Source organism: Paenibacillus tritici (genome assembly GCF_013204885.1).
In the GTDB taxonomy this organism is placed as follows: Bacteria; Bacillota; Bacilli; order Paenibacillales; family Paenibacillaceae; genus Paenibacillus_AQ; species Paenibacillus_AQ tritici.
Window position 1 is genome coordinate 85949 of sequence record NZ_JABMKX010000018.1, and the last position, 26981, is coordinate 112929.

The window sequence follows — 26981 nt, forward strand, 5'->3', positions numbered from 1 at the left end:
TAGACAAGCTTAGAGATAGCATGGGAAATAAAGGCTATTTCTACTTGCGCAGTTTCATTGAATATCTAGTCAAAATGAACTATCATTAAAAATGATTAATTAAAATTATTGTAGAAATATAAGGAATCCAGAGCATGAGGTGATGGGATGAAAGTCGTTATACCCGATTCACTGATGGGAGAAATTCAAGAGCTCCAGGATACGTTCGGCTCTGTTACGGGTCAGGCTATTGTGCTTACGGATCAGGCGGGAAATGTAGTTACCCGTCCGACGCTTTTCGGAATATTCTATCAGAAGATGTTTAATTCATTGCAGGGGATGGACAGGCCTTTTGAGCCTGCACTACTCAGAATAGGCCCCTTATCACACCCTGCCGTACTTGAAGAATGGGTTCCCGGACTGAAGTATGTGGTCAGTCCTCTGGTCCCTGACTATGGCCAGACGTATTATCTATGGTCCGGTCTATATATGGAGGAAGGTACCCAGGAGCTTGTGCTCCAGGCGTTCGAGGCCAAAATGCGGAATCATCCTTATTATGAGATGCTGCGGGCTGAAGTGACTGCTATGCCAGAGCTAAGCCGCGAAGGTATCGGTAAGATCAGGTGCAAGCTGAGTGCGCTTGGGAACATATTGTCTAAATTGCTGGCGGGCTGTGTGCTTAAGCCTCTGGAACAACGAAGAGATCTGGTTATTTCACAGCTATTATCCAATCTGGAGAAAGAGTTCCTGAAGATTGAGGTTGTGCTGCAGCAAATGGCAGGTGCGTTCTCTGATGCGGAGCTGTATGCTTTTGCCCAAGAGGAAGAGGCCGGGCAGTTCACGGTGAAATATTGCGCAGGCAAAGAAGCCAATCTCCTCATGGATGCCGGGTTCCAGCAGGGAGACGGATTCCTGGGGCAAGCGGTTCTCGGCAGGGAGCCCCGGCACTGGCAGGGCATTGCCAAAGATCCGAGATCGATATTCTTCTCCCAGCGCGGAATGACGCAGCCGGAGTGTTTGTCCTGTTATCCGGTGCAGATCCACAGCGGTAAGAAGGCGCTGCTGCTTGCTATTGCTTTTGGCGCGACCCGCCAGATCCAGGACTTTGCCCAGCATGAGCAGAATGTAGCCGCGCTTCTGGGTGTCTCCGGGCGGGGAGAGCGGCTGATGCAGCGCGAAGCCTTGCGCAATGAAGCCACACAGCGATTGAAGGAGGCTGCCAGGCTGCTGCCGCAGGCCGTTTCTACACAGGAGCTGGGTAACGGGGTATTGGATATGATTATGGGCATGCCCTTTTCCCCGTCCTCGGTACTCGTATTTTTCGAGGAGCTTACGGGGGGCACCCATTATGCCAAGGGATGGAGGCAGGAAGAGATAGCGCCTTATATCCGGGATCTTCAGACCCGGTATTCATCGCAGGCGTTCCTCTCTTCCGCGATCATCCATGGCGAGACTGGAGGGCAGGCCTTGCTCGAATGCCCGCTCATTACCGACCAGGTCTTCAAAGGCATTCTATCGGTGGGCTTCCGGCGCCGCAGTGAAGCCGAGGAATGGCTCTCCTTCACTGACTGTCTCGCCAGCCTGGCAAGCACCTCCATCCGCCTGATCGAGAAGGACAGCAGGCACACGAAGCAGGCGGAGGTACTCCTGGACCATACCCTTCAATATCTGCATACCCGTAATCCAGAGCTGCACCGTCTATGTTCAGAGGCTGCTTCGATGGCGTATGAGCTTGCCCGCTATACAGGCCTGCCGGAGCGTGAGGCAGAGCAGATGAGAACTGCCGGCCTTCTGGCTCCGTTCAAGCTCGATGTCCTGCTTAGATACGGATTCTACCCTGAAGAGATTTCTCTGCTGAAGCAGGTGGATCAATTCGCTTCGTTTTATTTCACGATGAATAAGCCTTCCGTCTCTGTCTCTGCGCAGCTGCTGGCGCTGGTGCTCCATCATATAGGCCAAAGTGCGGATAAAGAGCTGCTGGCTGACACAGACCCGCAGTGGCTGGACCCTTCCCGTTTCAGTCTGGACGAGTATGTGGCCCGGGAGCTGCACAGTGAGCCGCGCACCTCGTTCCAGTCCTTTTTACGCAGCCGCTCGGAGGCTCAGCCGGAGAGAAGAGGCATTTCGGCAGCGAAGCTGCTGAACAGTACAGCGCTGAAGACGCCCAAGGAAGAATGGGGGATCTCACCGCGTGAGGAAGAAGTGCTGGAGCTGATTATTCTGGGCAAGACGAACAGGGAGATTGCCAGCACGTTGTTTATCAGCGAGCATACTGTCAAGAATCACCTAAGCCGTATCTTTCATAAAATGGACGTAACTGACCGCTCGCAGATCATTGCACTGGTCTACAAAAGAATGTTCGACTCCGAGCGTATCGAAACTTCCTGAACGCCCCTCTGGGGCCACGATCACTTATCCGCATACCAGGAGAAAAGCAATCCCCTTTCTATGTAAAGGGGATTTTTTTGGCTTGAATGTATATGTTTCATTCCATAACCTATTGGGCCGGATGTCTGCGAAAAACAAACATGTCATTAAAGGCACAACTCCAGCATGAAAATGAGCAGCGTGGCTAAAAACAGAACATCGCCTTTTCATTTATTTAATATATTTTAACGGAAAACCGAACACAATTGGAGCGGGTGGGTAGCGTAAGCCGAATTTAATTGGAAAACCGAACACAATTGGACCGGGTGGGTAGCGTAAGTCGAATGTAATCGAAACCGAACACAATTGGACTGTGGGGGTAGCGTAAGCCGAATGTAATCGAAAAACCGAATATAATGTGTTGGAGCAAAGGTGCGTATGACAGATGAAGCCCAAAGAGAGCAATTAGGGGCTATAATGCCCCTAATCGACCTTATGCCCCTGAGCGGGCGAATGGGGAGGGGAGGGAGTTATTCTTACGAAAATTCAAGAAGTGTTGTCAGCCGGTAAACTCTGTGTTATATTACCAGTGATAATGATTATCAATATCATAATTATATAATACATAGGGGGATTATTTTGCGACATTCTAAACCAAGTCTTGTGTTGATCGTCTTCAGTCTGGTCATGGCTCTGCTGCTTGCTGCCTGTGGCCAGTCCAATAATTCCGGTTCGGGTTCCGGTGCGGCAGCGAATGCACCTGCACCTGCTGCTGCAACACCAACTGCAACACCAGCCGCGTCAGATGCTCCAGGTGAAGCGGAAATGGTTACTTTCCAGGATGGTGCAGGTGAAGTTCAAGTGCCGAAGAACCCGCAGAGAATTGTGGATACCACTTCGTTCTACACTGGTTACTTCCTGGCACTGGGTGTTAAGCCAGTAGGTGTAATGGAGGGAGCGAAGGACAGTCCATATCTTACAGATCTGCTCGATGGTGCAGAGTCGCTCAGCACGGATGTAACCCCTGAGATTATCCTTACTCTAGAACCTGACCTGATTATCGTGTATACCGGGACAGAAGGGATCGACAAGCTGAAGGAAATTGCGCCAGTGGTGCAGATTCAATACGGCTCCAAGAATTATAAGGATCAAATGATTGAATTCGGTAAGCTGGTGAACAAGAACGATGAAGCCAAGGCCTGGGTGGAGCAGTGGGAGGCCAAAATCGCTGAGCTGAAGCCACAGGTACAGGCTGCTGTCGGCAATAAAACCGTATCCATCTTGAATCCATATGCCAAGGGGCTGTATGTATTTGGACATAACTATGGACGGGGCGGCGAGATTCTATATGGGGAATTTGGTTTGAAGGCTCCCGCCGAAGCGCAGAAAGAAGCGATTGACAGTGGGATCGGCTATGCGTCTATCTCCCTGGAGAAGTTGCCGGACTTTGCCGGTGATATAATCTTCACCTGTCCGTGGTCGGGTGACACCACTGATCCTAAGATTGTATATGACAATCCGCTGTGGGCAGGCCTTCCGGCCGTCAAAGCCGGAAACGTCTTCCAGCTGAATCCAGCTGCGGACACCTATAATGATCCGATCTCCCTGGAGAAGCAGCTCGATTTCATCACAACAAGCCTGTTGTCGGTTAAATAGTGCCTTCACGAACGCCATAATGGGGTGTCACTCATAAGCCTGAAATGTTACACCATCGGCATCGGCGATTCTCCCTTTATTGGAAAATCGCCGATTTGTGTTCAGGTTATTAGCACGACTGCACCTCATTTGCTCATTTAGGTCGTGTCTGGTGAATTGAGGTGCACTACTGCTCCTCCTTTGCTCATTAAAAAAAGGGCTATCCCAAACAGTCATTAAATGACTCTGGGATAGCCCTTGGTGAAACGGTGGGAGAGGCTTATTCTACCGGCAATGCGGTCTCTGAAGCTGTGGCATCTGCCAGCATCTGGCGGAGTACCGTCTGCAGAATGCCTCCGTTGCGGTAGTAGTCGATGTCCACAGTGCTGTCAAGACGGGCAATGACCGGGAAGTCGAACTGGGTGCCGTCTTCGCGGGTAGCGGTGACCGTCAGCTCCTGTCCGGGAAGGACATGGTTGTCGAGACCGGTAATGTCGAAGGTCTCGCGTCCGGTCAGGCCCATGCTGCTCCAGCCATGGCCTTCCTGGAACTGCAGCGGCAGCACGCCCATGCCGACGAGATTGCTGCGGTGAATCCGCTCGAAGCTCTCGGCGATGACTGCCTTAACGCCTAACAGGAGAGTACCCTTGGCGGCCCAGTCACGGGAGCTGCCTGTGCCGTATTCCTTACCGGCGATAACGATCAGGTTCTGCCCGGCTGACTGGTACAGCATGGAGGCGTCATAGATCGACATGACCTCGTCGCTTGGCAGGAAGGTAGTCACGCCGCCTTCAGTGCCGGGAGCTACTGCATTACGGATACGGATGTTGGCGAAGGTACCGCGCATCATCACCTCATGATTCCCGCGGCGTGAGCCGTAAGAGTTGAAGTCGGCGCGCTCCACGCCATGGTTCCGCAGATATTCTCCGGCAGGACCGGAGGTGGAGATATTCCCGGCCGGTGAGATATGGTCGGTAGTGACGGAATCGGCAAGCAGTGCAAGTACACGTGAATTGTTAATGTCCTTGATGTCACCGACACCGTCTGCCAGATGCTCGAAGAATGGCGGATTCTGAATGTATGTGGAGTTGTTGTCCCATTCATACAATTCGCCTTCCGGTACCGGAATGGAATTCCAGCGTTCATTGGCAGTGAATACATTCTCGTATTTGCGGCGGAACATTTCCGGGCTGAGCGAGAGCAGGGTAGCTTCACGGATCTCGGCTGTCGTCGGCCAGATATCAGCCAGGAAGACAGGCTCACCCTGCGGGTCATAGCCCAGAGGTTCGGTCTTCAGGTCAATATTAACTGTACCTGCAAGGGCGTAAGCGACAACCAGCGGCGGTGAAGCCAGATAGTTGGCTTTGACCTGGGCGTGTACACGGCCCTCGAAGTTCCGGTTCCCGGATATTACTGCGGCAACTGTCATATCATGTTCTGTAATGGCCTGGCTAACTTCATCCGGCAGCGGGCCGGAGTTGCCGATACAGGTGGCGCAGCCGTAGCCGGCCAAATAGAAGCCCAGCGCTTCCAGCGGCTTCAGCAGATCGGCCTTCTGCAGATATTCCGTAACGACCAGCGATCCGGGAGTCAGGCTGCTTTTGACATAACCGGGTTTGGTCAGTCCGCGTTCTACAGCCTTCTTGGCAAGCAGTCCCGCCCCCAGCATAACGCTTGGGTTAGAAGTATTCGTACAGCTGGTGATCGCCGCAATGACAACCGCTCCTGTGGAGAGCTTGCTGGTGCTGCCGTTCTTGTGCTGAACCTCAACCTCTTCAGCGATCTTCTCATCGCTTAGGCCATAACCGCCCATGTCAACAGGTGTGCGGATAATGCCTTCGAAATTCTCTTTCATATGGGTAAGCTCTACCCGGTCCTGAGGACGTTTCGGTCCGGCCAGGCTGGGAACGACAGAAGCCAGATCCAGCTCAATGATATCGCTGAACTGAGGGTCCGGCGTATCTGCGGTGCGGAACATGCCCTGCGCCTTATAATAGTCACCCACCAGTTCAACCAGCTCATCCGGGCGTCCGGTGCTGCGCAGATAGGCGAGTGTCTCGTCATCTACAGGGAAGAAGCCGATGGTTGCCCCGTATTCAGGAGCCATGTTGGCTACAGTGGCACGGTCTGCCAGACTGATGTTAGCCAGGCCCGGGCCGTAGAATTCGACGAATTTGCCGACTACGCCTTTTTTGCGCAGCATCTGGGTAACGGTGAGGGCCAGGTCGGTAGCCGTAGCACCTTCCATCAGGCTGCCGGTCAGCTTGAAGCCGACGACATCCGGGGTAACGAAATAAAGCGGCTGTCCGAGCATGCCTGCCTCAGCCTCTATTCCGCCAACGCCCCAGCCTACTACTCCAAGACCGTTGATCATTGTAGTATGAGAGTCCGTGCCGACCAGAGAATCCGGATAAACTACCGTTTCCCCGTCGATAACTTTAGTGGTGGCTACAGAGGCCAGATACTCCAGGTTAACCTGATGCACAATCCCTGTCGCTGGCGGAACCGCACGGAAGTTATTGAAGGCGGTCTGTGCCCAGCGCAGGAAGCGGTAACGTTCCTCATTACGCTCGAATTCAACATTCATATTATATTCCAGTGCATCGGCCGTTCCGAACGCATCCACCATAACGGAATGGTCAATAACAAGATCTACCGGTACAAGCGGATTAATCTTCTTGGGGTCGCCGCCCGCTTTCTTGACGGTGTCACGCATTGCCGCGAGATCAACAACTACCGGCACGCCGGTGAAATCCTGCAGGACAATCCGGGCAGGAATGAACGGAATTTCCTTATTACGGTCAATGCCGCCCGACCAATTAGCCAGCTGCTTGACATGTTCTTCAGTAATCGCCCGTCCGTCATACTGGCGGACAGCCGCCTCGAGTAATACCTTAATGGAGAAAGGCAGGGAGGAAATATCGCCTGCGCCTTGCTCTTCCAGCGAATTCAAATGATAGTAGCGATAAGTTTTGCCGCCTGATTTCAGGTTCTTGGCCAATGAAAAATGGTCCTTGCTTGGCATATATGCGCCTCCTCGTTTCATCTGGTGAAACTACATTTCATATTTCCTATACTTTAAGTATAACGTTTACAAGTAGGGGAGTAAAGTTTTTTTTGCTTCCTAATGTGAGGTTTATTAAAGGTTGAAACGCCAGCGGGCCGGGCAGAAACCTCGTTCATCCGGCTGCTCCCCGGGGTCATACCGTAAGTTTATCCGCAATATTTCCAGCTATGCTATTGAACAGCTTTCTTCCAGGCTCCTCCCCGAGTTAAATCGCTTCCGCTTCCGTATAGGTGCAACTAATCCTTCATATACATAGGTCAGCAGACAAAATGGCAAGTGGACACGGCTGTGCCTCCCCTTTAGGGAGGGCAAAGCTGCAGTGAGAACTATATAGATTGAACTTGAAAAATATACAGACGGGGAAAAGTGGCGGAGGAGAATTTTGGCACTGTAGGAGCGACAGCGTCCGCCTGAAAGCTTTCCGTAGGAAAGCTCGCATCGGAAGCATCATCTGTCACCGGATTTCTACCGCTAAGAGCGTTTTGAAATCAGGAAATCTGGGGACAACAGCGGCCGGAGGGCCAAACATTCTCTGGAGTCACGGAAATCCCTGAACAGAAAACTTACAAGTTCAATCTATATAGATGGATAGTTTATAGTGCCGGAGCCTATAAATCCTTATATTTGAACGAAGGGGCGGAGTATGAATGGAGCAGCAGTGGAAGAAAAGTCTCTATGTCTATGTAGATCAGCTGAACAAGGGGCGGGTTGCACCAGGGACCGCGCCGCGCAATACTACCATCAGGGACCCGCGGTATCTGGACGAACAGAAGGCCCGTTCCCGCCGGATCGCCCAGTGGTACAGCCGGCGCGGCGTTACGCCGCTGCGCGGAGAGACGGGAGTGCGGACCATCCGTACCGTGCGGCAGACTTCTGTCGAGGTAGTGGCCGATGTGGCGCTGCACAGTGCCTTCTATTATGAGAAGGGCGGTATGACACACCGTGAGGATGTGGTGGAGTCGGAACGCCTGACCTTTGCACGCGTTAAGGGAGGCTGGGAGGTTGTAAGCGTCGAACGCAGTGTGCCTGAGCGCAATGCTGTGCGCACATTCGTGGAGACAGAGCCTGCCGTGCGGATGTCACAGTGGGGCGAGGTGCTTACAGTTCCGCAGCCGTCCCCGCCGCTGCTGAACCGCCGGGTAATGCGCGGAGCCAGTGGCAACAGGGAGGTGCGTTACCGCCGGGAAGAAGCGGCGGCTTATGCTGACCTCTGGTGGAAGGAGGGCAATCCCGAGTTCGAGATTTTTGAGGTGGACTGCACCAATTATGTCTCTCAATGTCTCTTTGCAGGGGGAGCGCCTATCAACTATACTGGTAAAAGAGAAACGGGCTGGTGGTACAAGGGCTATAAAGGAGCCCAGGAATGGTGGAGCTTCAGCTGGGCGGTCTCCGACAGCCTGCATCGTCATCTGAGCGGGAACCACAGCAGCGGTCTCCGGGCGGAGATTGTCGAGCGTCCGGAGCAGCTGATGCTGGGCGACATTATCCAGTATGACTGGGACGGCAACGGGCATTACCAGCACAGCACGATTGTCACCGCTTTTGACGCGGGGGGCATGCCGCTGGTGAACGCGCGGACGGTTAGCAGCCGTCACCGTTTTTGGGATTACAAGGACTCCTACGCCTGGACAGACCAGACGGCGTATCGTTTTTTTCATATTAATGACTACTTATAATTCAGAAAGAGGTTAGGGCATGGGGAACGCAAAATGTACCGTAGGACTGGTGTACGGCGGCAAATCCGGGGAGCATGAGGTATCGCTGCAGACGGCTTATGCGGTTATGAACGCTTTTGACTACGATAAATATGAGATTATTCCGTTCTATATTTCCAAGCAGGGCGTATGGAAGGTGGGTGCTGTACTGGAGGCTCCCTTCACCGCCATTGAGCAGCTTAAGCTATCCGGGGATGCCGGAGACATGGGGATGGCCCTGAATGCATTGTTCAGCGGGCTTAGCGGCGGCGATTCCATTGTGGATGTCATGTTCCCGCTGCTGCATGGCACGAACGGAGAGGACGGTACGATTCAGGGGCTGTTCGAGATGGCGAATATCCCGTACATTGGCGCAGGGGTACTGGCTTCTTCGGCGGGTATGGATAAGGTGGTCATGAAGAAGCTGTTCGGTGAGGCCGGGCTGGAGCAATGTGGATATTGCTATTTCAATGCGGCGAACTGGAGACAGCGCAGCCACGAGCTGATTGTCGGGATCGAGGATAAACTGGGTTATCCGGTCTTCGTCAAGCCGGCTAACCTTGGTTCCAGTGTGGGCATCTCCAAAGCATCCGACAAAGAAAGCCTGATCAAGGCTGTGGATTATGCCTTCCGCTATGACACCAAGGTGATTATTGAGGAATTCGTGGATGCGCGTGAAGTGGAGGTTGCGGTACTCGGCAATGAGGAGCCGGAGGCTTCGGTTCCGGGTGAAATTGTCTCTTCCGGTGAATATTATGATTATGCGGCCAAATACACGGACGGCAAATCACAGATGCTGATCCCGGCACCTGTTGATCCGGAGGTGGCAGACCGCCTGCGGGAGTCGGCCCTACTGGCCTTCAAGGCTATTGAGGGCAGCGGAATTACCCGGGCGGACTTCTTCCTGCGGAAGTCTGACGGCAAGATTCTTATTAATGAAGTGAATACAATGCCGGGCTTCACCCCGTTCAGTATGTATCCCCTGCTGTGGCGTGAGACCGGCGTGTCCTATCAGGCGCTGCTGGACCGTATGATCGGGCTGGCGCTGGAGCGTTACCGGTTCAGACAGGGACTCAAATACGATAATGAATAACACTAGGTGATCGGCGGGAGCATTCCGGCCGGGAAGGAGAGAGAAGCATGGGGTTTCAATCAGAATTCAATTCGGTGTGCAAATTCAAGAATGAGCAGGAGCTGTACGAGCTGCTGGAGTACGGACGTACCAAAATGGTGAAGCAGGGCTTCCGCGTCTATCCGACCGGCCAGAAGGTCATCGCTTACAATCCGCAGAATGTCGCGGTGGCGATTGTCAAAATTTCCGCTTCGATTGCAGAAATAAATTTTCAGGGCAATGAGGTTACGGCTGTGGAAATGGATCTGGTACGTAAGCTGAATGAGGAAGAGTCGCGGGTACAGACGGCCCTTGCCTACGAGATGTTCTTCGGGGAAGAGGGATGATTGTCCGCTTCGGCTATGTTGCCATGTCTACGGTGATCCCGGACTGCTCCCCCTCCAAGACCATGACTATGGCAAGCCTCAGTAAGCTGGATGACCGGGAAGCCGGACTCCGCAGGCTGGAATCCATCGCCCGGGTGAATCTTCACAATACGCTCCGTCTGCTGAAGCATAATGTCGGATCGGACATCAAGGTCTACCGGCTTACCTCCAAGCTGGTCCCGCTGGCAACACATCCTGATCTCGCGGACTGGAATCCGTTGTCTTCACTCGCAGAGGAATTTGCTGAGGTGGGTGCCTATGTGAAAAAGCACGGGTTGCGGGTCAGCTTCCATCCGGATCATTTCACGGTGCTGAGCACTCCGCGGCCGGAGGTCCTGGCCAGCTCGGTCCGCGATCTGCAGCATCATGCGGATATGCTTGAAGCTATGGGTCTGCCGGCGACAGCCAAGAGCAATATTCATATTGGCGGTGCTTACGGGGACAAGCCGCTATCTGCGGCACGCTTCTGTGAGCAGTGCTCGGCGCTGCCGCTGGCACTTAGAGAGCGGATGACGCTGGAGAACGATGACAAGACGTTCAACGCTGTGGAGACACTGGAGGTCTGCCGCAGGCTGGGACTGCCGATGGTGTTGGATATTCATCATCAGTGGGTCAACAATGACGGCGAACTTCCCTGGGAGCTCTGGCCGGAGATCCGCAAGACATGGACAAGCCCTCTGGCCCTGAAGGATGTTCTGCCCGGTGAACACCTGCCGCCGAAGATTCATGTGTCCAGCCCGCGCAGCCCGTCTGATCCCCGCAGTCATGCCGATGGCGTGGAGCCTGCACCGCTGGTAGCCTTCCTGAAGCGGATTGCTGCCGATACTCCGGCTGTCGATGTCATGATAGAGGCGAAGCTCAAGGATGGTGCCTTGTTTGGTCTGATGGAGGAGATGAAGGGACTGGCTGAGGGCAGGAATGGAATTATGGTACTAAATGGAGCCAGCGTGAATATAGAACCATAACTGGCAAAAAACATGCCGGTTAGGCCTTGTAACGGCCTCAGTCATGACTTGATAAGTATGCTGAAATGAGGTACGTTGGAAGAAAGTTGAGCAGTCAATGTTCCAAGGCCAGAGATAGTGGTGTCCTGCTGATACACCGTTCCATGGGAGAACGATCATGCTCAAAGAAAGCGGAGTGAAGAGATGAGTCCTGTAAGTCCTGATAACCGAAATGAACGGGAGCCCTATGTAGTTACAAGCAAGGGACATACGGCGGCAGCGATCAATGCTGCAGCCAAAGCGGGGGAATGGATCAAGAGCAGACAAGGCCAGGTGAAGGAGCTGGGCAGCAAGACCTCTGCCCAGGATCTGGTTACGGAGGTCGATAAAGGTGTGGAGCAAATGATCCGCAGGCTGATCCTGACCCATTATCCCGACCATGCCATCCTTGGCGAGGAGGGAGTTCCTCCCGGAGCGGATGCACTGACTGCCGCCCTGGATGAAGCACGTGAACATGATTATCTGTGGATTGTCGATCCGATTGATGGAACAACCAATTTCGTGCACGGCTTCCCATTCTATTGTGTTTCGATTGCCCTGGTGGTCAAGGGCGAGCTTACGGTTGGCGTTATTTATGATCCTACCCGGGACGAGATGTTCGTGGCCGAGAAGGGCAAGGGCGCGTATATGCACGGGATTCCAACAGCCGTATCGGCTGAGACGCTGCCGGGAAGCAGCCTTATTGCTATGGGCTTCCCGCCGGACCGGGTACTGGCCCAGCCGGCCAATATGGCCGGGCTGCAGCAGATTCTGCCGCAGGTCCGCGGTATCCGCGCCGGCGGTTCGGCCGCACTGCATCTGGCTTATGTTGCTGCCGGGCGTGTGGACGGGTACTTTGAAGTCGGGCTGAGTCCTTGGGACTGTGCAGCAGGGGTGCTGCTGGTGCTGGAATCAGGCGGTAAGGTGACGGATACACAGGGTAATCCCTACGATATCAGTACACGCCATGTAGTGGCGAGCAATGGACGAATCCATGATTATCTGGTATCTTCCCTGCAAGCAGCGGATGCTACAGGCTTCAAGAAGCAGTAGGAGGGCTTGAATGGTCATGAACGAGAATGAAGATCTGGAGCGCAGACTGAGTGACCTTCTGGTGGAAGGCGAGATGGAGCAACAGGACCGGCAGGCCAAGGAGCTCACTCAGATTTCGCCCAAGTATGAGATCCGGATACAGACTACACTCGATCCGATAGTTGAAGAAACACTTCGTTACCGCAAGATAGCCTATGAGCTGGATGACCGGTATGATAAATATTTGAAGCGTTCAGAGAAAACCGGCGGTCCGCCTAACACTGGCGGCCAGAAGAAGTCTACAGATTCCGGCAGCGCAGAGTCATAGGCTGCTGACAGTATTTTCAGGAGCGGTTTCCCGGACGAGCGGGAAACCGCTCTTTTGCGCAAATCGAAGCATGTATAGGTTGCACACGATAACGGCAAAGCCGTTTCCACTTGAGCGGGACGGATGTTAGAATGGAATTATACTATTGTAGGGGGAATACGATGCTGAAGACATGGAGAAGATTCATATCAGCTACTGCTGGCGGACTGCTGTTGTTCACCGTATTAAGCAGTGTGCAGGCGGGTCCGGCAGATGCTGCTGCAGCAGCCGCTGTGCAAGGCCCGGAGGAGGATGTCTTTCGCATCGTGGCGCTTGGAGACTCCATTACTGCCGGGTATGAGCCGGGGATGACCGATCCCGGTGTGAAGCCGTACGGGTATGCCGAGAGGTTACTGGAGCAGGGCTGGTATCATGGCAGAAGTGAACTGAGTAACTACGGCATATTGGGCCTTAAGACAGCGGGCTTGCTTCAGTATACCGGAGCTATCAAAGACGGCACGGCCGTTACAGCAGAAGCCATTCAGCCCGGGCTGCCTGATCCGCGGATTGCCCAGTTCGCTGCGCTGACGCCGCAGATTAGAACGGAGCTTGCGGCGGCGGATCTGATTACGATCACTATTGGCGGCAATGATGTCAGCAGTCTGTTCCTGAACTACAAAACGCTTGCAGATGGCGAATTCGCTTCCCAGCTGGCGGAGCGTCTGGCGGAATACAGCAGCAATGTGACAGCGGTGCTGGGGAATATCCGGGCCGTGAATCCGCTGGCAACGATTATACTGGCCGATCAATATCAGCCTGCTCCGAGAATTGCCCTGGGGGCTTCGTATGACAAGCTGATGGCTGCGGCAGCGCAGTTCACCATAGCAGCCGATAATATTGCGGCTACGCTGAACCAAGCGGGTGCGCCGGTGAAGGTAGCTCATGTGGCTGCAAAGTTCGCTGGTGTAGAGGGATCACTTACCCACATTATCGGGGCAGGAGCGGCTGATTTCCATCCGACACAGCTTGGATATGAACGGATTGCCGCTGTATTCTCTGAACTGCAATGGGGGGCTTACCGCACGCCTGCGGTTACTGCACTGACTTCAGAGGCTGCGCCGATGTCAATCGTCGTGAAGGGAACGGAGCTTAATACTCCGAACAAGCCCATTCTAAAGAACGGGCAGAATTTCCTGGCACTGAAGGACATTCTGAATGCGGTCGGGGCGACCGGTAAATGGGATAACCATACCGCCAGTGCCACCGTTATTTATGGCGGAAGAACGGTAGTCATTACCATCGGCTCGAAGACCATCAAGGTGAACGGTGCGGATGTGGCGATTGATACACCGGCTTTTCTGCAAAAGGTCGGCAAAGAGGATAAAACCTATCTCCCGCTTGCCGCGCTCGCTACCGGACTTGGGTTCGATGTGAATTACAGCAGCAAGCTGCGGACAGCCTTCATTAATCCATAATCCCGCATAGTCTAGTAATAGTGAATAATCAAATCAGGCCCGTATGGAAAAGGTGGATGAACATAGTTGTCTAGTACAAAGTATAATGCTGAATATATCATCACGATGGATGATATCGTGCGTGAAGGCGACCCTGTACTCCGTGCTGTCACGGAACCCGTGCCGGTGCCGCTGCAAGAGGAGGACCGCGGAGCGCTGCAGAGCATGATGCAGTTCCTGAAGAACAGCCAGGATGCAGAGATGTCCGCCAAGTATAAGCTGCGTTCCGGGGTAGGCTTATCCGCGAATCAGATCGGATTGTCGAAGCGGATGTTTGTCATGTATCTGAAGGATGATAATGGTAAAAATGTGGAGTACACCTGGGTGAATCCCAAGATCATCAGCCACTCTATGGCGATGGTCTATCTGCCGGAGAGCGAGGGCTGCCTGTCCGTGGACCGGCCGGTGCATGGGTTTGTACCGCGTTATGAGTCGGTGAAGGTACGGGGCTTCGATCTGAACGGCCAGGTCATTACCCAGAAGTTCAAGGGTTATCAGGCGATCATCATCCAGCATGAGATGGACCATCTGGACGGGATGATGTTCTACGACCGGATCAATCAGCAGAACCCGTTCAAGCTTCCGCAGGATGTGGAGATCCGCAGCCTGTATGAGCAGAAGGGGCAGTAGCGGCGGGGATGGGTATTCGGAGCTGATCAATTTCTAATGTAAAAGTACAAAGAGGCTGTCCCATAAGCCATGAAATGGCTGCTTGGGACAGCACTTTATTTTTGTAGTAGCATCAACGTGGACACATGGGTGGACGCTCCGCGAACGGACCGTTGTTTGGGTCGCTGTTGTCCCCAAATTTTATTGATTCCCTTTAGCGGTGAAAATCCGGGGACAAAGGCGACCGCATTCGCTTTTCCGCGGGTCGTTCCGTTCTCTCCGCTGTTTAAGCGGGAACAGCTTCTTCACATCTTTCTAAAATCACAAAAAGAAACCGTCCTTTGGTAAAATGGAGTTACCACCCAACCATTTCAAAGGAGAGGTTTCTTTTGTACATTCAATAGTCCATGGACCCACAATTGACTTGGAAGACTCCATCTTTGACGCTGCCTATCCCGGCGGCGGCGTGACAGCTACCACCCCAAAAATGCTCACCAAAGTCATTATCTACGCTTACATTCAGCGAATCTATTCGTCTCGCCAAATCGCCAAAGCGGTGCGGGAGAAAATTCCCTTTATGTGGCTAACCGGACAGCAGCGACCCGACTTTCGCCCGCTTAATCCATAAGAAACTTGAAGGAATCTGTAACTATAGTATTACAAAATGAGTAAAAATTGGTATAATACCGAGGTGAGATCAACTTAGAAAATATAACCTTAAAAGGAGCTTTAATTCGTGAAGAGGAAAAAGATAGTATCGCTTTTACTGGCTGGAGTTGTTGCTGGTTCCATTGTAGCGGCATCCACTACAATGGCAGAAAAGGGTGTTGCTCAAACTCCAATGGATGCCGCAACTAGCTATTTTGATGCTTACATCGCTAAGGATGCAGAGGGAATGATGTTTTATTCAAAAGATACAAACTATCTGGATGAGAAAAGTCGTGAAGAAGGGTATATAAAAGATTTTAAAACAAATCCTACTACAGGATATGAAATTGTGGAAAGCCAGCAGATCAGCAGTAGTGAAGTTCAACTTTATGTAGTTCAAAAGTATGCAGGACAAAGCTATGAACAGTCACCACCACTCCCATTTAAAGTTTTTAAAAGCGAAAATGGATGGAAGGTTAAGGTAGAACCATTAGAAATCAACACAGCGACAGGTGAAGTCACCAAAGGTATGCCGATACACGCTATGCAATTTATGGATTAAAATCAGAAATGACCCCCTTCCGCTTAGAAGGGGGTCATTATATGTTTACTTGATGCGTTGCTATTACTTCCTGCTTATTGCTGCTCCGCAGCCATTGCCGCAAATGAAGCTTCAGCCGCCTCCAGTGTAATGTCGATGTCAGCGTCCGTGTGGGCGGTGGTCAGGAACCAGGCCTCATATTTGGAAGGCGCCAGGTTAATGCCGCGGTTCAGCATATGCCGGAAGAAGCTGGCGAACAGCTCACCATCGGTATCCTGGGCCTCCTCATAGTTGGTAATCTGATGGCTGCAGAAATGCGTAGAGAATGCGCCGCGAATCCGGTTGATGGTGAGCGGAATGCCGTGACGGCCAGCGGATGCCTTCAGCCCTTCGGTCAGGCGGATCGCCAGCCGCTCCATCTCGTCATAGACGCCGTCTGCGCTCAGTACCTCAAGACAGGCAATCCCTGCCGAGATGGAGGCAGGGTTACCGGCCATGGTACCGGCCTGATAAGCCGGACCGAGCGGAGCAACCTGCTCCATGACATGCTTACGTCCGCCATAGGCGCCGATCGGCAGCCCGCCGCCGATGATTTTGCCCAGGGCCGTCAGATCGGGAATGATATCCTCGTGGCCCGCAAGACCTGCATAGGTCTGGGTGGAGCCGTAATGGAAACGGAAGGCGGTAATGACCTCATCATAAATGACAAGGGAGCCGTTCTCATGCGTCAGCCTGCACAGGCCTTCCAGGAAGCCCGGATGCGGCATGACCATGCCGAAGTTGCCGACAATCGGTTCGACCATAACGGCGGCCACATCCTTGCCCCATGTCTCCAGCGCTTCACGCAAGGCATCCAGATCATTGAAGGGAACAGTGATGACTTCCTGGGCGATGCTCGCCGGAACGCCTGCGCTGTCCGGGATACCCAGCGTCGATGGTCCTGAACCTGCGGCTACAAGCACAAGGTCAGAATGGCCGTGGTAGCAGCCGGCGAACTTGATGATCTTGCTGCGCTTCGTGTAGGCGCGGGCCACACGGATTGTAGTCATTACGGCTTCTGTACCGGAGTTGACGAAGCGCACCTTGTCCATTGAGGGAATAGCTTCCTTCAGCATTCTGGCCAGCTTGATTTCAAGCTGTGTCGGTGTTCCATAGAGCAGTCCGTTCTGTGCAGCCTCGGTAATAGCGGCGGTGATATGCGGGTGGGCATGTCCGGTAATGATCGGGCCATAGGCGGCCAGATAATCTATATATTCATTGCCGTCCTCGTCCCAGAAGCGTGAGCCTCCGGCGCGCTTCATGAAGACGGGGGCGCCTCCGCCCACGGCTTTGAAGGAACGGGAGGGGCTATTGACACCTCCGACGATATGCTGCAGAGCTTCCTCGTATAAATGTTCTGATGTACTGCGGTTCATAGTTAATGTTCCTTTCCTCTGCTTCCGCGCAAGGGAAAGGGCGAACAGGCGGCTAATTCCCGCTGTCCGCCCGCCCCGTGTGCCAAGCATGGTTATATGGTATTCTATTTACTTCCTGGTGTAGCGGAAGGACTGCTGCCCGGCGAAGCCTCTGCATCAGGAGCTGGAGTCGGAGTCGGGTCCGGTGCAGTGAGGGTATCCTGCACGAACGCCTTCAGATCTCTCTCACTGCTGAAGCCGATGACCTGGGAGCCATCCTTGGTCGTCTTTTCTCTGATCAGGTGCATTGGCGGGATTTGCGCACTGCCGCCCATAGAGCTGTCGTAGCCTAAGGCTCCCAGCTTCAACATATCGCTTACGACAATATTGGTATCAATATAAGGCGTAACCTCGGAGAGGATAGTCGGCAGCTTAACAATGGAAGTGGTGCTGATTACCTTATCCGCCACAGCCTTGAGGAACCCGCGCTGGCGTTCCGTCCGGGTGAAGTCGGAGGTGGCATCATGGCGGAAGCGCACATACTGCAGCGCCATTTTGCCGTCCAGGTGCTGGAAGCCTTTTTTGAGATTAATATCGAACTCAGGCCCGTCAGCCTTGGTGGTATAACGCATGTCCTTCTCGACCTCATAGTCAACACCGCCCACGGCATCCACCAGCTTCATGAAGCCCTGGAAATCGGTATAGACGTAATATTGAATCGGGATGCCGAGCAGGTCGCTGACCGTCTGCATCGCCGTATTGGGTCCATAGGTAATGGCGGCATTGATCCGCTGTGAACCGTGGTCAGGTATAGGAACAAAAGTATCGCGGAGAATGGAGAATACATAGAATTTCTTCTTCACCGGATCAAGTGAGGCTACCAGCATCGTATCCGAGCGCGGAACCTCGCCCTTCTTCACGCCGCGTGCATCCACACCCATCAGCAGGATATTCACAGGCTCTGTGCCTTCCCATTGGGGAGGTGGAACCGCTTCTGCCGAGGCTGTCGGTACATTTGCCCACGGAGAATCTTCACCCGTCTTATGCATGTTGTCGAGCTGATTGTAGATGGAGGTGAAATAATAGACCAGACCTCCGATAATTAGAAGGAGGATGATTGCCAGCGTCCAGAGCAGCGGTTTTTTCTTTGACTTGCCGGCTTTTGCGTGCCGGTTCTTTCTTGGCGGCATTTCGTTCGTCCTTTCCGATTCACATTGTCTACATTATAATTTCTTTTGGGAAGACACGCAATTTCCGAATTATGATCCCTACCTATGAGGAGTGAACAATACATGAATATCACTATTGGTCAAAAGGTTCCAGATTTCACACTTCCGGCTTCCACAGGGGAAGAGATCCGCTTAAGCCAGTACCTTGGCAAGAAAGTGCTGCTCTATTTCTATCCCAAAAACATGACGCCCGCCTGCACGCAGGAAGCCTGCGATTTCCGGGATGCCCATGATACCCTTGCCGCGAGCGGGGCGGTTGTCCTTGGCATCAGCTCCGATAATCTGGCCTCACACGGAAAATTTATTACGAAGCACCAGTTGCCTTTTCCGCTATTGTCCGATGAGGAGCATAAGGTAAGTGAACTGTTCGGAGTATGGCAGCAGAAGAAGCTCTACGGCAAGGAATTTATGGGAATCGTGCGCTCCACTTTTCTGATTGATGAAGAAGGAATTCTGAGAGCGGAGTGGAGAAAGGTCAGGGTGAAGGGCCATGTGGAGACCGCATTGGAACAAATCGTGAAATAATTAGTATGCTGGGAATTAATTGTATTTGTCTATTACTTTTTTAACAGCTTTAGCCAGGCTCTCTCGTGATATAGTTGCCTCATATTACTTCAAATTTGGAGCAAGGTATGGGGGATGGCATGAAGATACTGCGTATTGGGCTTGACGTCGGATCAACTACGGCCAAATTGGTTGTTATGGAACGGAATACAATTATTCATCAGGATTATGTACGTCATTTCAGCGATATCAAAAAAGCGGCGATCGCCCTCCTGTCGGCTGTACAGCAGCGGTTCCCCGATAGTGAAGCCTCACTCACAGTAAGCGGTTCCTCCGGGTTGTCCTTATCCAAGCTCGGGGGGATTCCGTTTGTCCAGGAGGTTATTGCCTGTACCCGGGCGATCAGCGAACGGATTCCGCAGTGTGATACTGCCATTGAGCTGGGCGGGGAAGATGCCAAAATAATCTATCTTAGCGGCGGTATTGAGCAGCGGATGAACACCGCCTGCGCTGGCGGCACCGGAGCCTTCATTGATCAGATGGCCTCGCTGCTGCAGACCGATCCCGGCGGGCTCAATGAGCTTGCAGTGAAGCATGAGCGGATCTATCCGATCGCTTCGCGCTGCGGGGTGTTTGCCAAAAGCGATGTGCAGCCGCTGCTGAATGAAGGGGCAAGGCGCGAGGATGTGGCGGCTTCGATCTTCCAGAGCATTGTGAACCAGACGATCAGCGGCCTGGCCTGCGGACGGCCGATTCGCGGCCGGGTGGCTCTGCTGGGCGGACCGCTGACCTTCTTGTCTGCCCTCCGTGACCGGTTCACGGAGACTCTGGGTCTTAAGGAAGACGATGTGCTGTTCCCGGAGCACTCGCAATATTTCGTTGCCATCGGTTCAGCGCTTGCGCAGTCTGAGCCTGTATTCCTGCCGCTGCCTGACTGGATCACACGGATTACAGCCGTGGACTTCTCGCAGGACCGTGCGGAGGATGCCGAGCTGGCGCCGCTGTTCGGAACACCGGAGGATCTGGCCCGGTTCAGACTCCGCCATGGTAACGCCAAGGCACCCCGATCGGAGCTGTCTGCCCACAAGGGACCTGTCTATCTCGGCATTGATGCCGGGTCTACCACGACCAAGCTGGTGGTTACCGGAGCGGCGGATGAGATTCTGCATACCTTCTACGGGAGTAATAAAGGCAACCCGCTGCAATCGGTTACGGAGGCGCTGAAGGAGATTTACCGGCTGCTTCCTTCCGGCTGCTATATCGCGGGAGCTTACGCTACCGGTTATGGTGAGGGGTTAGTCAAGGCCGCACTGCGGATGGACGGCGGAGAAGTGGAGACCGTAGCCCATTACAAGGCGGCGTCCAAATTCATGCCCGAGGTCGACTTTATCCTCGATATCGGCGGCCAGGATATGAAGTGCATCAAGATCCGCGGAGGAGCCATCGACAGCCTGATGCTCAACGAAGCCTGCTCGGCAGGCTGCGGGTCCTTCCTGGAGAGCTTCGCTTCTGCGCTGGAGCTTGGCATCGAGGAGTTCGCCGCAGCGGCACTCGAATCCGCGAAGCCGGTGAATCTCGGTTCACGCTGTACCGTGTTCATGAATTCCAAGGTGAAGCAGGTCCAGAAGGAAGGGGCATCGCTGGCCGATCTCTCGGCCGGACTCGCCTATTCTGTGATTAAGAATGCGCTGCAGAAGGTCATCAAGATCCGTAATCCCGAGGATTTGGGCCGGAATATCATAGTCCAGGGCGGCACCTTCTACAATGAAGCTGTCCTGCGGGCTTTTGAGCTGCTGACCGGAAGAACGGTGGTAAGACCCGATATCGCCGGTGTGATGGGCGCGTATGGCTGTGCCCTGATGGCCAGAGAACAGGCTAAGGCCCAAGGTGTCAGCTCTATTCTGGGACCGGAGGAGCTGGATGCCTTCCAGTATTCGGTTGCCCCCGGCCGCTGCAGCCGCTGCGCCAACAACTGTGCGCTGACGATCAGCCGCTTCCCGGACAAGAGCTTCCATGTGACGGGTAACCGCTGTGAACGCGGGGCGGGCGGCAAAAAAGAGAAGAACACACTGCCGAATTTGATGCAATATAAATATGAAAGATTCTTCGCTTATGAAGGATTGCCTGAAGCGGCGGCAATGCGGGGGACGGTTGGAATTCCGCGGACCATGAATATGTTCGAGAATTACCCGTTCTGGCACACCTTCTTCACCTCACTGCGCTACCGGACGGTGCTGTCTCCGAAGTCCAGCAAGAAGCTGTATGAGAGCGGCATGGATACGATTCCTTCGGAGTCGATCTGCTATCCGGCGAAGATGGCTCACGGGCATGTGCAGAGTCTGATTGGCCAAGGCGTGGACTTCATTTTTTATCCGGCAGTCGTCTATGAGAAGAAGGAAGATGATGCGGCCCAGAATCATTTCAATTGTCCGGTAGTGGCTTCCTATCCAGAGGTGATCCGCAATAACATGGACGGCTTGAAGGAGCAGGGGGTTCCCCTGGTCAGCCCGTTCCTGACCTTCGATGATATCCCGGCGTTGACCCGGGTGCTGGCAAGAACATTTGCGGAGGTGCCCAAGGAAGAGATTGCTGCTGCTGTCCAGGCCGGACTGGCGGAAGCCGATCAGGCGAAGAACGATGTGCGCACTAAGGGCGAAGAGACACTTGTCTTCCTCTCGGAGACAGGGACGAAGGGCATTCTGCTGTGCGGGCATCCCTATCATGCAGACCCGGAGATTAACCACGGCATTGCCGAGATGATCACCGGTATGGGGCTTGCGGTGCTGACCGAGGATTCGATCTGCCATCTGGACCGCAGTGAAGGCGACGTTGGGGTAGTAAACCAGTGGACCTACCATGCACGGATGTACCGTGCCGCCCGGCTGACAGCAGGAAGAGACGACCTGGAGCTGGTCCAGCTCACCTCCTTCGGCTGCGGGATTGATGCGATTACCTGCGATGCCGTCCAGGAGATTATGGAACGCCACAACAAGGTCTATACCTTGATCAAAATAGATGAGATCAGCAATCTGGGAGCCGCGCGGATTCGCCTGCGTTCCTTGCAGGCAGCGATGCGTGAGCGTGAGAAGGGCGAAGTGAAGCCGCAGCTGCTCTACAAGACACAAGTGAACGTGCCGTTCACGAAGGAAATGAAGGATACCTATACCATTCTGGCTCCACAGATGTCGCCTATTCATTTCGAGCTGTTCGAACGGGTCTTCCGCGATGCGGGGTATCGCCTCAAGATTCTGGAATCAACCGGCCCGCAGGAGACGGAGGAGGGCCTCCGGTACGTCAATAATGATGCGTGTTATCCGGCGATTGTAACGATCGGGCAGATGCTGTCGGCACTGAAAAGCGGGGATTATGATCCTGACCGGACCGCTGTAATCATGTCACAGACCGGCGGCGGCTGCCGGGCAACCAATTATATCTCCCTGCTGCGCAAGGCGCTGAAGGATTCGAATCTGGGGCAGATTCCGGTGATTTCCCTGAATGCCTCCGGCATGGAGAACCAGCCCGGTTTCCGCATCAGCCTGAAGCTGGCGAACCGCCTGATCGCTGCCGCCTGTTACGGTGATCTGATGATGCGCCTGCTGCACCGCTTCAGACCGTATGAGGATGTCCCGGGAAGTGCAGAGGCCTTATTCCGCCAGGGGATGGAACGCTGCAAGAACAGCCTGTCGAACTTCTCGTTCCGGGAGTATAAGCGGCTGACCCGTGAGATTGTTGCAGAGTTCTCCCGGCTGGCGGTCCTCCCGGCGGTTAAGCCCAGGGTGGGCATTGTCGGGGAGATTCTGATCAAATTCCACCCGGATGCCAATAACCGTATCATCGACATGATCGAGGCAGAGGGCGGAGAGGCCGTCATGCCTGATTTCCTGGACTTCATATTCTATTGTGTCTACAATCCGATCTACAAGGCCGAGCAATTCGGCAAAAGCAAACGGCTGGGATATATTAATCCCATGCTGATCTCTTATCTGGAGATCTACCGTAAGCCGGTCAAGGTGGCGCTGGAGCAGGCCGGACTGTCCAAAGGCCGGGAGAATATATACGGCCTGGCGGAGAAGGCCAGCCGGCTTGTGTCTGTCGGTAACCAGATGGGCGAAGGCTGGTTCCTGACGGCGGAAATGATGGATCTCCTGGATAACGGCGTGAATAATATTGCCTGCATTCAGCCGTTCGCCTGCCTGCCGAACCATATTACCGGACGCGGGATGATCAAAGGACTGAAGGAGCTGTACCCGGGAGCAAATATAGTCGCCATTGATTATGATGCCGGAGTCAGCGTCGTCAACCAGGCGAACCGCATCAAGCTGATGATGTCGATTGCCAGCGGCATTGCGGGCGGTAAGCAGCCGTCAGCGGACGAGGCTGCGCAGCTGGCGCCCACGTTAGCAGGCACCGTAGGCTGCGGAGTATAAGAACAGGCAGGGTGAAGCCCTGCCTATACATAGAGCGGACCGGATGAATCTCCGGCCCGCTTTTTTTCTTAGGATAGGGACAAGCTCACGCGGGATCGGGAATGATAACAGGTGGATTTTTCCCAACTGCTGGTTCACGTTTGAACACTCCTAGACCAGCAAGTGGATAAACAACACTTAAATTCGGCCCTTTCACCCATAGTAGCGATAATGGACATAAATAGATGCTGTTTCTCCACTTGCTTCAGTTCAGCCCTCGCATATAGACAAATTAGACTACAATTATCCACTTGCTTATAGTAGAAAGCAGTACCTTCGCAGGTTTACCTCGACATTTCCTCTTTCTATAGTCTTGTTTTCAGAAATTTTCTGCAAAACGTCATTGACGAATAAATAGGTAGATAGTAAAATAGTTCGTATGCGAAGTATTATTGTGTAATATACTACTTGGAGGGATGAGGGTTGGAGGAAAAAGAAAAGCAGTTGGATGATATTCTGTCCTCTTTCCGCTGCATCAACCATAATTTCCAGCAGCTGTTGTGGAAGGACGCGGAAGAGCTGAAGATAACGTCCACCCAGCTGATGGTATTGCGCAAGCTGTCGGCACATCCCGATATCGGGATCACGGAGCTTGCAGACCTGCTGCATCTGGGCAACAGCGCGGCAAGCGGAGTGGTCGACCGGATGGTGAAGGCGGGACTGATTACCAGAGAACGCTCGCAGAGCGACAGACGTATATTCAAGCTGGCAATGACAGAGAAGGGCAAGGAAATCCGCGAGTTAAGCAAACAATCGCTGCGCAGATATCTGCAGCCGCTGGCTAATATATCTGCAGAAGATGCCGGGGAACTGCTGCGGCTGCACGGTGAAATTATCCGAATTCTAGAACAAGGGAGAGACAACAAGAAGCTATGAGTACAATTACTGCTGATAATGCAGCGTCCAAGACGTTCCGCAGAGGTCCGATTATCGCTGCGCTCCTGATCGGCGCCTTCGTGGCGTTATTGAATCAGACACTAATGAATGTGGCGCTGCCCAAAATGATGGAGGATCTGAATATCCTCGCCAATACGGCCCAATGGCTGACGACAGGCTTCATGCTGGTTAACGGTGTGCTGGTGCCGATCAGCGCTTATCTGGTGGAGAAATTTACGACCCGCCAGCTGTTTACAACCGCAATGATGTTATTTTCGATAGGTACACTGGTATGTGCCATCGGCACAGGCTTTGAGATGATTATGGTAGGCAGAGTGATTCAGGCTGTAGGTGCCGGGATTCTGATGCCGCTGATGAACATTGTGTTCCTGCGTATCTTCCCGATTGAAGAACGCGGCAAGGCGATGGGACTTATGGCGGTTGCGATGATTTTTGCTCCGGCAGTCGGACCTACCTTGTCCGGTTGGGTCGTGCAGAACTATTCCTGGCGCGTGCTGTTCTACATTGTGCTTCCGCTGGCGATCTTCTCGATGCTTCTTGGCATGAAGACCATGCAGAACGTAGGCAAGCTGACCTCTCCGAAGCTGGATAAGCCGGGTGTAATCTTATCGACCCTGGGCTTCGGCGGCTTGCTCTACGGCTTCAGTGATGCCGGAACGGACGGCTGGGGCAGTACAACCGTGGTTCTCTGTCTGATCCTGGGTATTGTCTCCCTGGGACTGTTCGTATGGCGGGAGCTTACAGCGGATAAGCCGCTGCTTGAATTCCGCATTTTCCGTTACAACATGTATTCACTGACTACTGTCATTAATATTATCGTCACTATGGCTATGTATGCAGGGATGATCCTGCTGCCGATCTATCTGCAGACCATCCGCGGCTTCACACCGATGGAATCCGGGCTGATGCTGCTTCCTGGCGCAATTCTGATGGGAATTATGTCACCGATCACCGGGATTATATTCGATAAAATCGGCGCCAGATGGCTGGCGGTTATCGGGCTTGCCATTACCGCCATTACCACCTGGGAATTCAGCCAGATCAGCAGCACTACAACGTACACCCATCTGATCCTGACCTATACGGCGCGAATGTTCGGGATGTCCATGCTGATGATGCCAATCGTAACGGCTGGTCTGAACCAATTACCGCAGCGTCTGGCTTCCCATGGTACAGCAATGTCCAACACCCTGCGGACCGTCGGCGGCGCACTGGGAATGGCCCTGTTCGTCAGTCTGATGACCAACCGTACAAAGAGCAACATTACCGATGCACTGGTAAGCGGGGCGGTATCGAAGACCGATAAGACAGCGATGATCAAGCTTACACAGGAAGCCACGATTAACGGGATTACACATGCGTTCACCGTAGCTACCTGGGTGACGGTTCTTGCCCTGGTGCTGGCGTTGTTCATCCGCAAGACCTCGCCGCAGCCGGATTTCCTGAAGACGGAAGAGGCCGCAGAACCGCAGCCTAACCTGGTGAAATCGCAAAGAGCTTAACCATATGATTGTTAAAAAAGACGATCCGCATAAACCGTAACGGTTGCCGGATCGTCTTTTTGTTATGTTCAGCGCGGGCTATCTGGCTGCGGGAGACTGAACGCATATTTAGCAGCAACGTCCCTCGCCAGTTCTCCCAGTCTGCGGCGGATATGTTCCGGAGCAAGAACCTCAAGGACGGGCCCGAAGCTTAGCAGGAAGCCCAGCAGCCAGTCATTCTCGGCATAGCGGACCGTAAGAGTGTACCCTCCGTTATCCTCCGGGTGAAGCTCCTCGGAGTCGAAATACTCTTCGGCAAGATGTCTGCCCTCCGGTGCAAAACGCAGCGTAATCGCCTGCAGATTCTGCGGTTCAGTCCAGCCGTCAGTCCAGGGCAGCTCCTTAAGCGGAAGATCCTGACGGGTGTAGTGCTGCTGCTCCTTCACCAGCGCCTTCATCCGCAGCAACTTGAAGAGCCGGAAATCCCGGCGGTCTGTGCAGAAGCCGTATAAGTACCAGGATTGCCCTTTGAGGACCAGCGTATAAGGCTCAATGGTGCGCTGGCTGACCCGTCCTTCAGATGAAATGTATTCAAAGGTAACAACAACTTCCTCCTCCAGCGCTTCTTTTAGCAGGCTAAGACGCTCCTCCAGAGGCCCCATCTGCCCCCATGGGGAGATATCGACGATCATCTGGGTGGTCTTACTGCGGAAGGCCGCTAGCTTGGAAGGGGGGATTACACTGCTGATTTTCTCCAATAACAGGTGGTGGCCCTCGCCGACATAGGAGGAGACACTTTGCAGCGCGCCGAAGATATCGGCCAGCTCACGCTCCGACAGAACATTACGGTCCAGCCGGTAGCCTTCCATGAGGCCGATACCACCCCCGGCCCCCTGATAGGTGACCACGGGAATACCTGCCGTATTAATGCTGTCTACATCGCGGTAGATCGTGCGTACAGACACCTCGAACATATCGGCCAGCTCCTTGGCCTGAATCAGCGGCCGGTTCAGCAGCAGAATGACTATGGAGAGGAGACGGTCTATTTTCACAGACTTGCACCAGCTTTCTTTCAGGTTGATAGTCTAAGCTTAGCAAATTGTTTGAAATAAAGCATTGCTCTCAGTAGTATATTAT

The 26981-nt window shown here is 53.5% G+C and carries 19 protein-coding genes and 1 pseudogene; 16 read left to right on the forward strand and 4 right to left on the reverse strand.

Annotation, left to right across the window (positions count from 1 at the left end; translation table 11 throughout):
• Window positions 1-147: 147 nt before the first annotated feature.
• Both HQN87_RS32855 and HQN87_RS26205 read left to right on the forward strand, forming a co-directional pair.
• Window positions 148-2367, forward strand: coding sequence for a helix-turn-helix transcriptional regulator (locus tag HQN87_RS32855; RefSeq protein ID WP_301953229.1), 2220 nt, complete (start codon window positions 148-150; stop codon window positions 2365-2367).
• A 618-nt stretch (window positions 2368-2985) separates the two neighbouring features.
• Window positions 2986-4002, forward strand: a complete 1017-nt coding sequence (locus HQN87_RS26205) for an ABC transporter substrate-binding protein (RefSeq protein WP_254075679.1) — start codon at window positions 2986-2988, stop codon at window positions 4000-4002.
• Between the two features lie 259 nt (window positions 4003-4261).
• On the opposite strand, the gene acnA is transcribed toward HQN87_RS26205, so the two are convergent.
• Window positions 4262-7006, reverse strand: a complete 2745-nt coding sequence (gene acnA / locus HQN87_RS26210) for an aconitate hydratase AcnA (protein ID WP_173139316.1) — start codon at window positions 7004-7006, stop codon at window positions 4262-4264.
• Window positions 7007-7695: 689 nt separating this feature from the next.
• Between acnA and HQN87_RS26215 the strand changes: the two genes are divergently transcribed.
• The 10 genes and pseudogenes from HQN87_RS26215 to HQN87_RS26260 all read left to right on the forward strand — a co-directional run bounded on the left by HQN87_RS26215 (window position 7696) and on the right by HQN87_RS26260 (window position 15894).
• A complete protein-coding gene (locus HQN87_RS26215) occupies window positions 7696-8724 on the forward strand; it encodes an amidase domain-containing protein (protein ID WP_173139318.1) in 1029 nt (342 codons plus the stop codon).
• A gap of 19 nt (window positions 8725-8743) precedes the next feature.
• Complete coding sequence (locus HQN87_RS26220; protein WP_173139320.1) at window positions 8744-9835, forward strand: D-alanine--D-alanine ligase; 1092 nt, start codon at window positions 8744-8746, stop codon at window positions 9833-9835.
• 47 nt (window positions 9836-9882) lie between these two features.
• On the forward strand, window positions 9883-10200 hold the full coding sequence (locus HQN87_RS26225; protein WP_036700056.1) for a hypothetical protein: 318 nt from the start codon (window positions 9883-9885) through the stop codon (window positions 10198-10200).
• The gene (gene uvsE, locus HQN87_RS26230; RefSeq protein ID WP_173139322.1) at window positions 10197-11204 is read left to right on the forward strand and encodes a UV DNA damage repair endonuclease UvsE; all 1008 of its coding nucleotides are present in this window, start codon (window positions 10197-10199) and stop codon (window positions 11202-11204) included. Before HQN87_RS26225 ends, uvsE begins: the two co-directional genes overlap by 4 nt.
• Before the next feature lie 183 nt (window positions 11205-11387).
• Window positions 11388-12275, forward strand: a complete 888-nt coding sequence (locus tag HQN87_RS26235) for an inositol monophosphatase family protein (protein WP_173139324.1) — start codon at window positions 11388-11390, stop codon at window positions 12273-12275.
• A 16-nt stretch (window positions 12276-12291) separates the two neighbouring features.
• The gene (locus tag HQN87_RS26240; RefSeq protein WP_173139326.1) at window positions 12292-12582 is read left to right on the forward strand and encodes a hypothetical protein; all 291 of its coding nucleotides are present in this window, start codon (window positions 12292-12294) and stop codon (window positions 12580-12582) included.
• 161 nt (window positions 12583-12743) lie between these two features.
• A complete protein-coding gene (locus HQN87_RS26245) occupies window positions 12744-14036 on the forward strand; it encodes a stalk domain-containing protein (RefSeq protein WP_173139328.1) in 1293 nt (430 codons plus the stop codon).
• A 105-nt stretch (window positions 14037-14141) separates the two neighbouring features.
• Window positions 14142-14705 (forward strand): peptide deformylase, encoded by a 564-nt coding sequence (def, locus tag HQN87_RS26250; RefSeq protein WP_173139414.1) that lies wholly within the window; start codon window positions 14142-14144, stop codon window positions 14703-14705.
• A gap of 328 nt (window positions 14706-15033) precedes the next feature.
• Window positions 15034-15306, forward strand: a pseudogene (locus tag HQN87_RS33260) (transposase); the annotation flags it as partial.
• A 114-nt stretch (window positions 15307-15420) separates the two neighbouring features.
• Complete coding sequence (locus tag HQN87_RS26260; protein WP_173139330.1) at window positions 15421-15894, forward strand: hypothetical protein; 474 nt, start codon at window positions 15421-15423, stop codon at window positions 15892-15894.
• Window positions 15895-15968: 74 nt separating this feature from the next.
• On the opposite strand, the gene HQN87_RS26265 is transcribed toward HQN87_RS26260, so the two are convergent.
• Entirely contained in the window at window positions 15969-17288 is a 1320-nt protein-coding gene (locus HQN87_RS26265) for a glutamate-1-semialdehyde 2,1-aminomutase (protein WP_173139332.1), read from the reverse strand.
• Between the two features lie 104 nt (window positions 17289-17392).
• Window positions 17393-18457 carry an LCP family protein gene (locus tag HQN87_RS26270; protein ID WP_173139334.1) on the reverse strand — a complete coding sequence of 355 codons (1065 nt, stop codon included), beginning with the start codon at window positions 18455-18457 and terminating at the stop codon, window positions 17393-17395.
• Between the two features lie 102 nt (window positions 18458-18559).
• Between HQN87_RS26270 and bcp the strand changes: the two genes are divergently transcribed.
• From bcp to HQN87_RS26290, 4 genes are all read left to right on the forward strand, one after another.
• The gene (bcp, locus tag HQN87_RS26275) at window positions 18560-19021 is read left to right on the forward strand and encodes a thioredoxin-dependent thiol peroxidase (protein ID WP_173139336.1); all 462 of its coding nucleotides are present in this window, start codon (window positions 18560-18562) and stop codon (window positions 19019-19021) included.
• A gap of 125 nt (window positions 19022-19146) precedes the next feature.
• Window positions 19147-23427, forward strand: a complete 4281-nt coding sequence (locus HQN87_RS26280; protein ID WP_367272812.1) for an acyl-CoA dehydratase activase-related protein — start codon at window positions 19147-19149, stop codon at window positions 23425-23427.
• A 462-nt stretch (window positions 23428-23889) separates the two neighbouring features.
• Window positions 23890-24342 (forward strand): MarR family winged helix-turn-helix transcriptional regulator, encoded by a 453-nt coding sequence (locus tag HQN87_RS26285; protein ID WP_173139340.1) that lies wholly within the window; start codon window positions 23890-23892, stop codon window positions 24340-24342.
• Window positions 24339-25865, forward strand: coding sequence for a DHA2 family efflux MFS transporter permease subunit (locus HQN87_RS26290; RefSeq protein WP_173139342.1), 1527 nt, complete (start codon window positions 24339-24341; stop codon window positions 25863-25865). The genes HQN87_RS26285 and HQN87_RS26290 overlap by 4 nt, the downstream gene beginning before the upstream one ends.
• 68 nt (window positions 25866-25933) lie before the next feature.
• Here the strand turns inward: HQN87_RS26290 and HQN87_RS26295 are convergent, their stop codons facing one another.
• On the reverse strand, window positions 25934-26896 hold the full coding sequence (locus tag HQN87_RS26295) for a helix-turn-helix transcriptional regulator (protein ID WP_173139344.1): 963 nt from the start codon (window positions 26894-26896) through the stop codon (window positions 25934-25936).
• Window positions 26897-26981 lie beyond the last annotated feature (85 nt).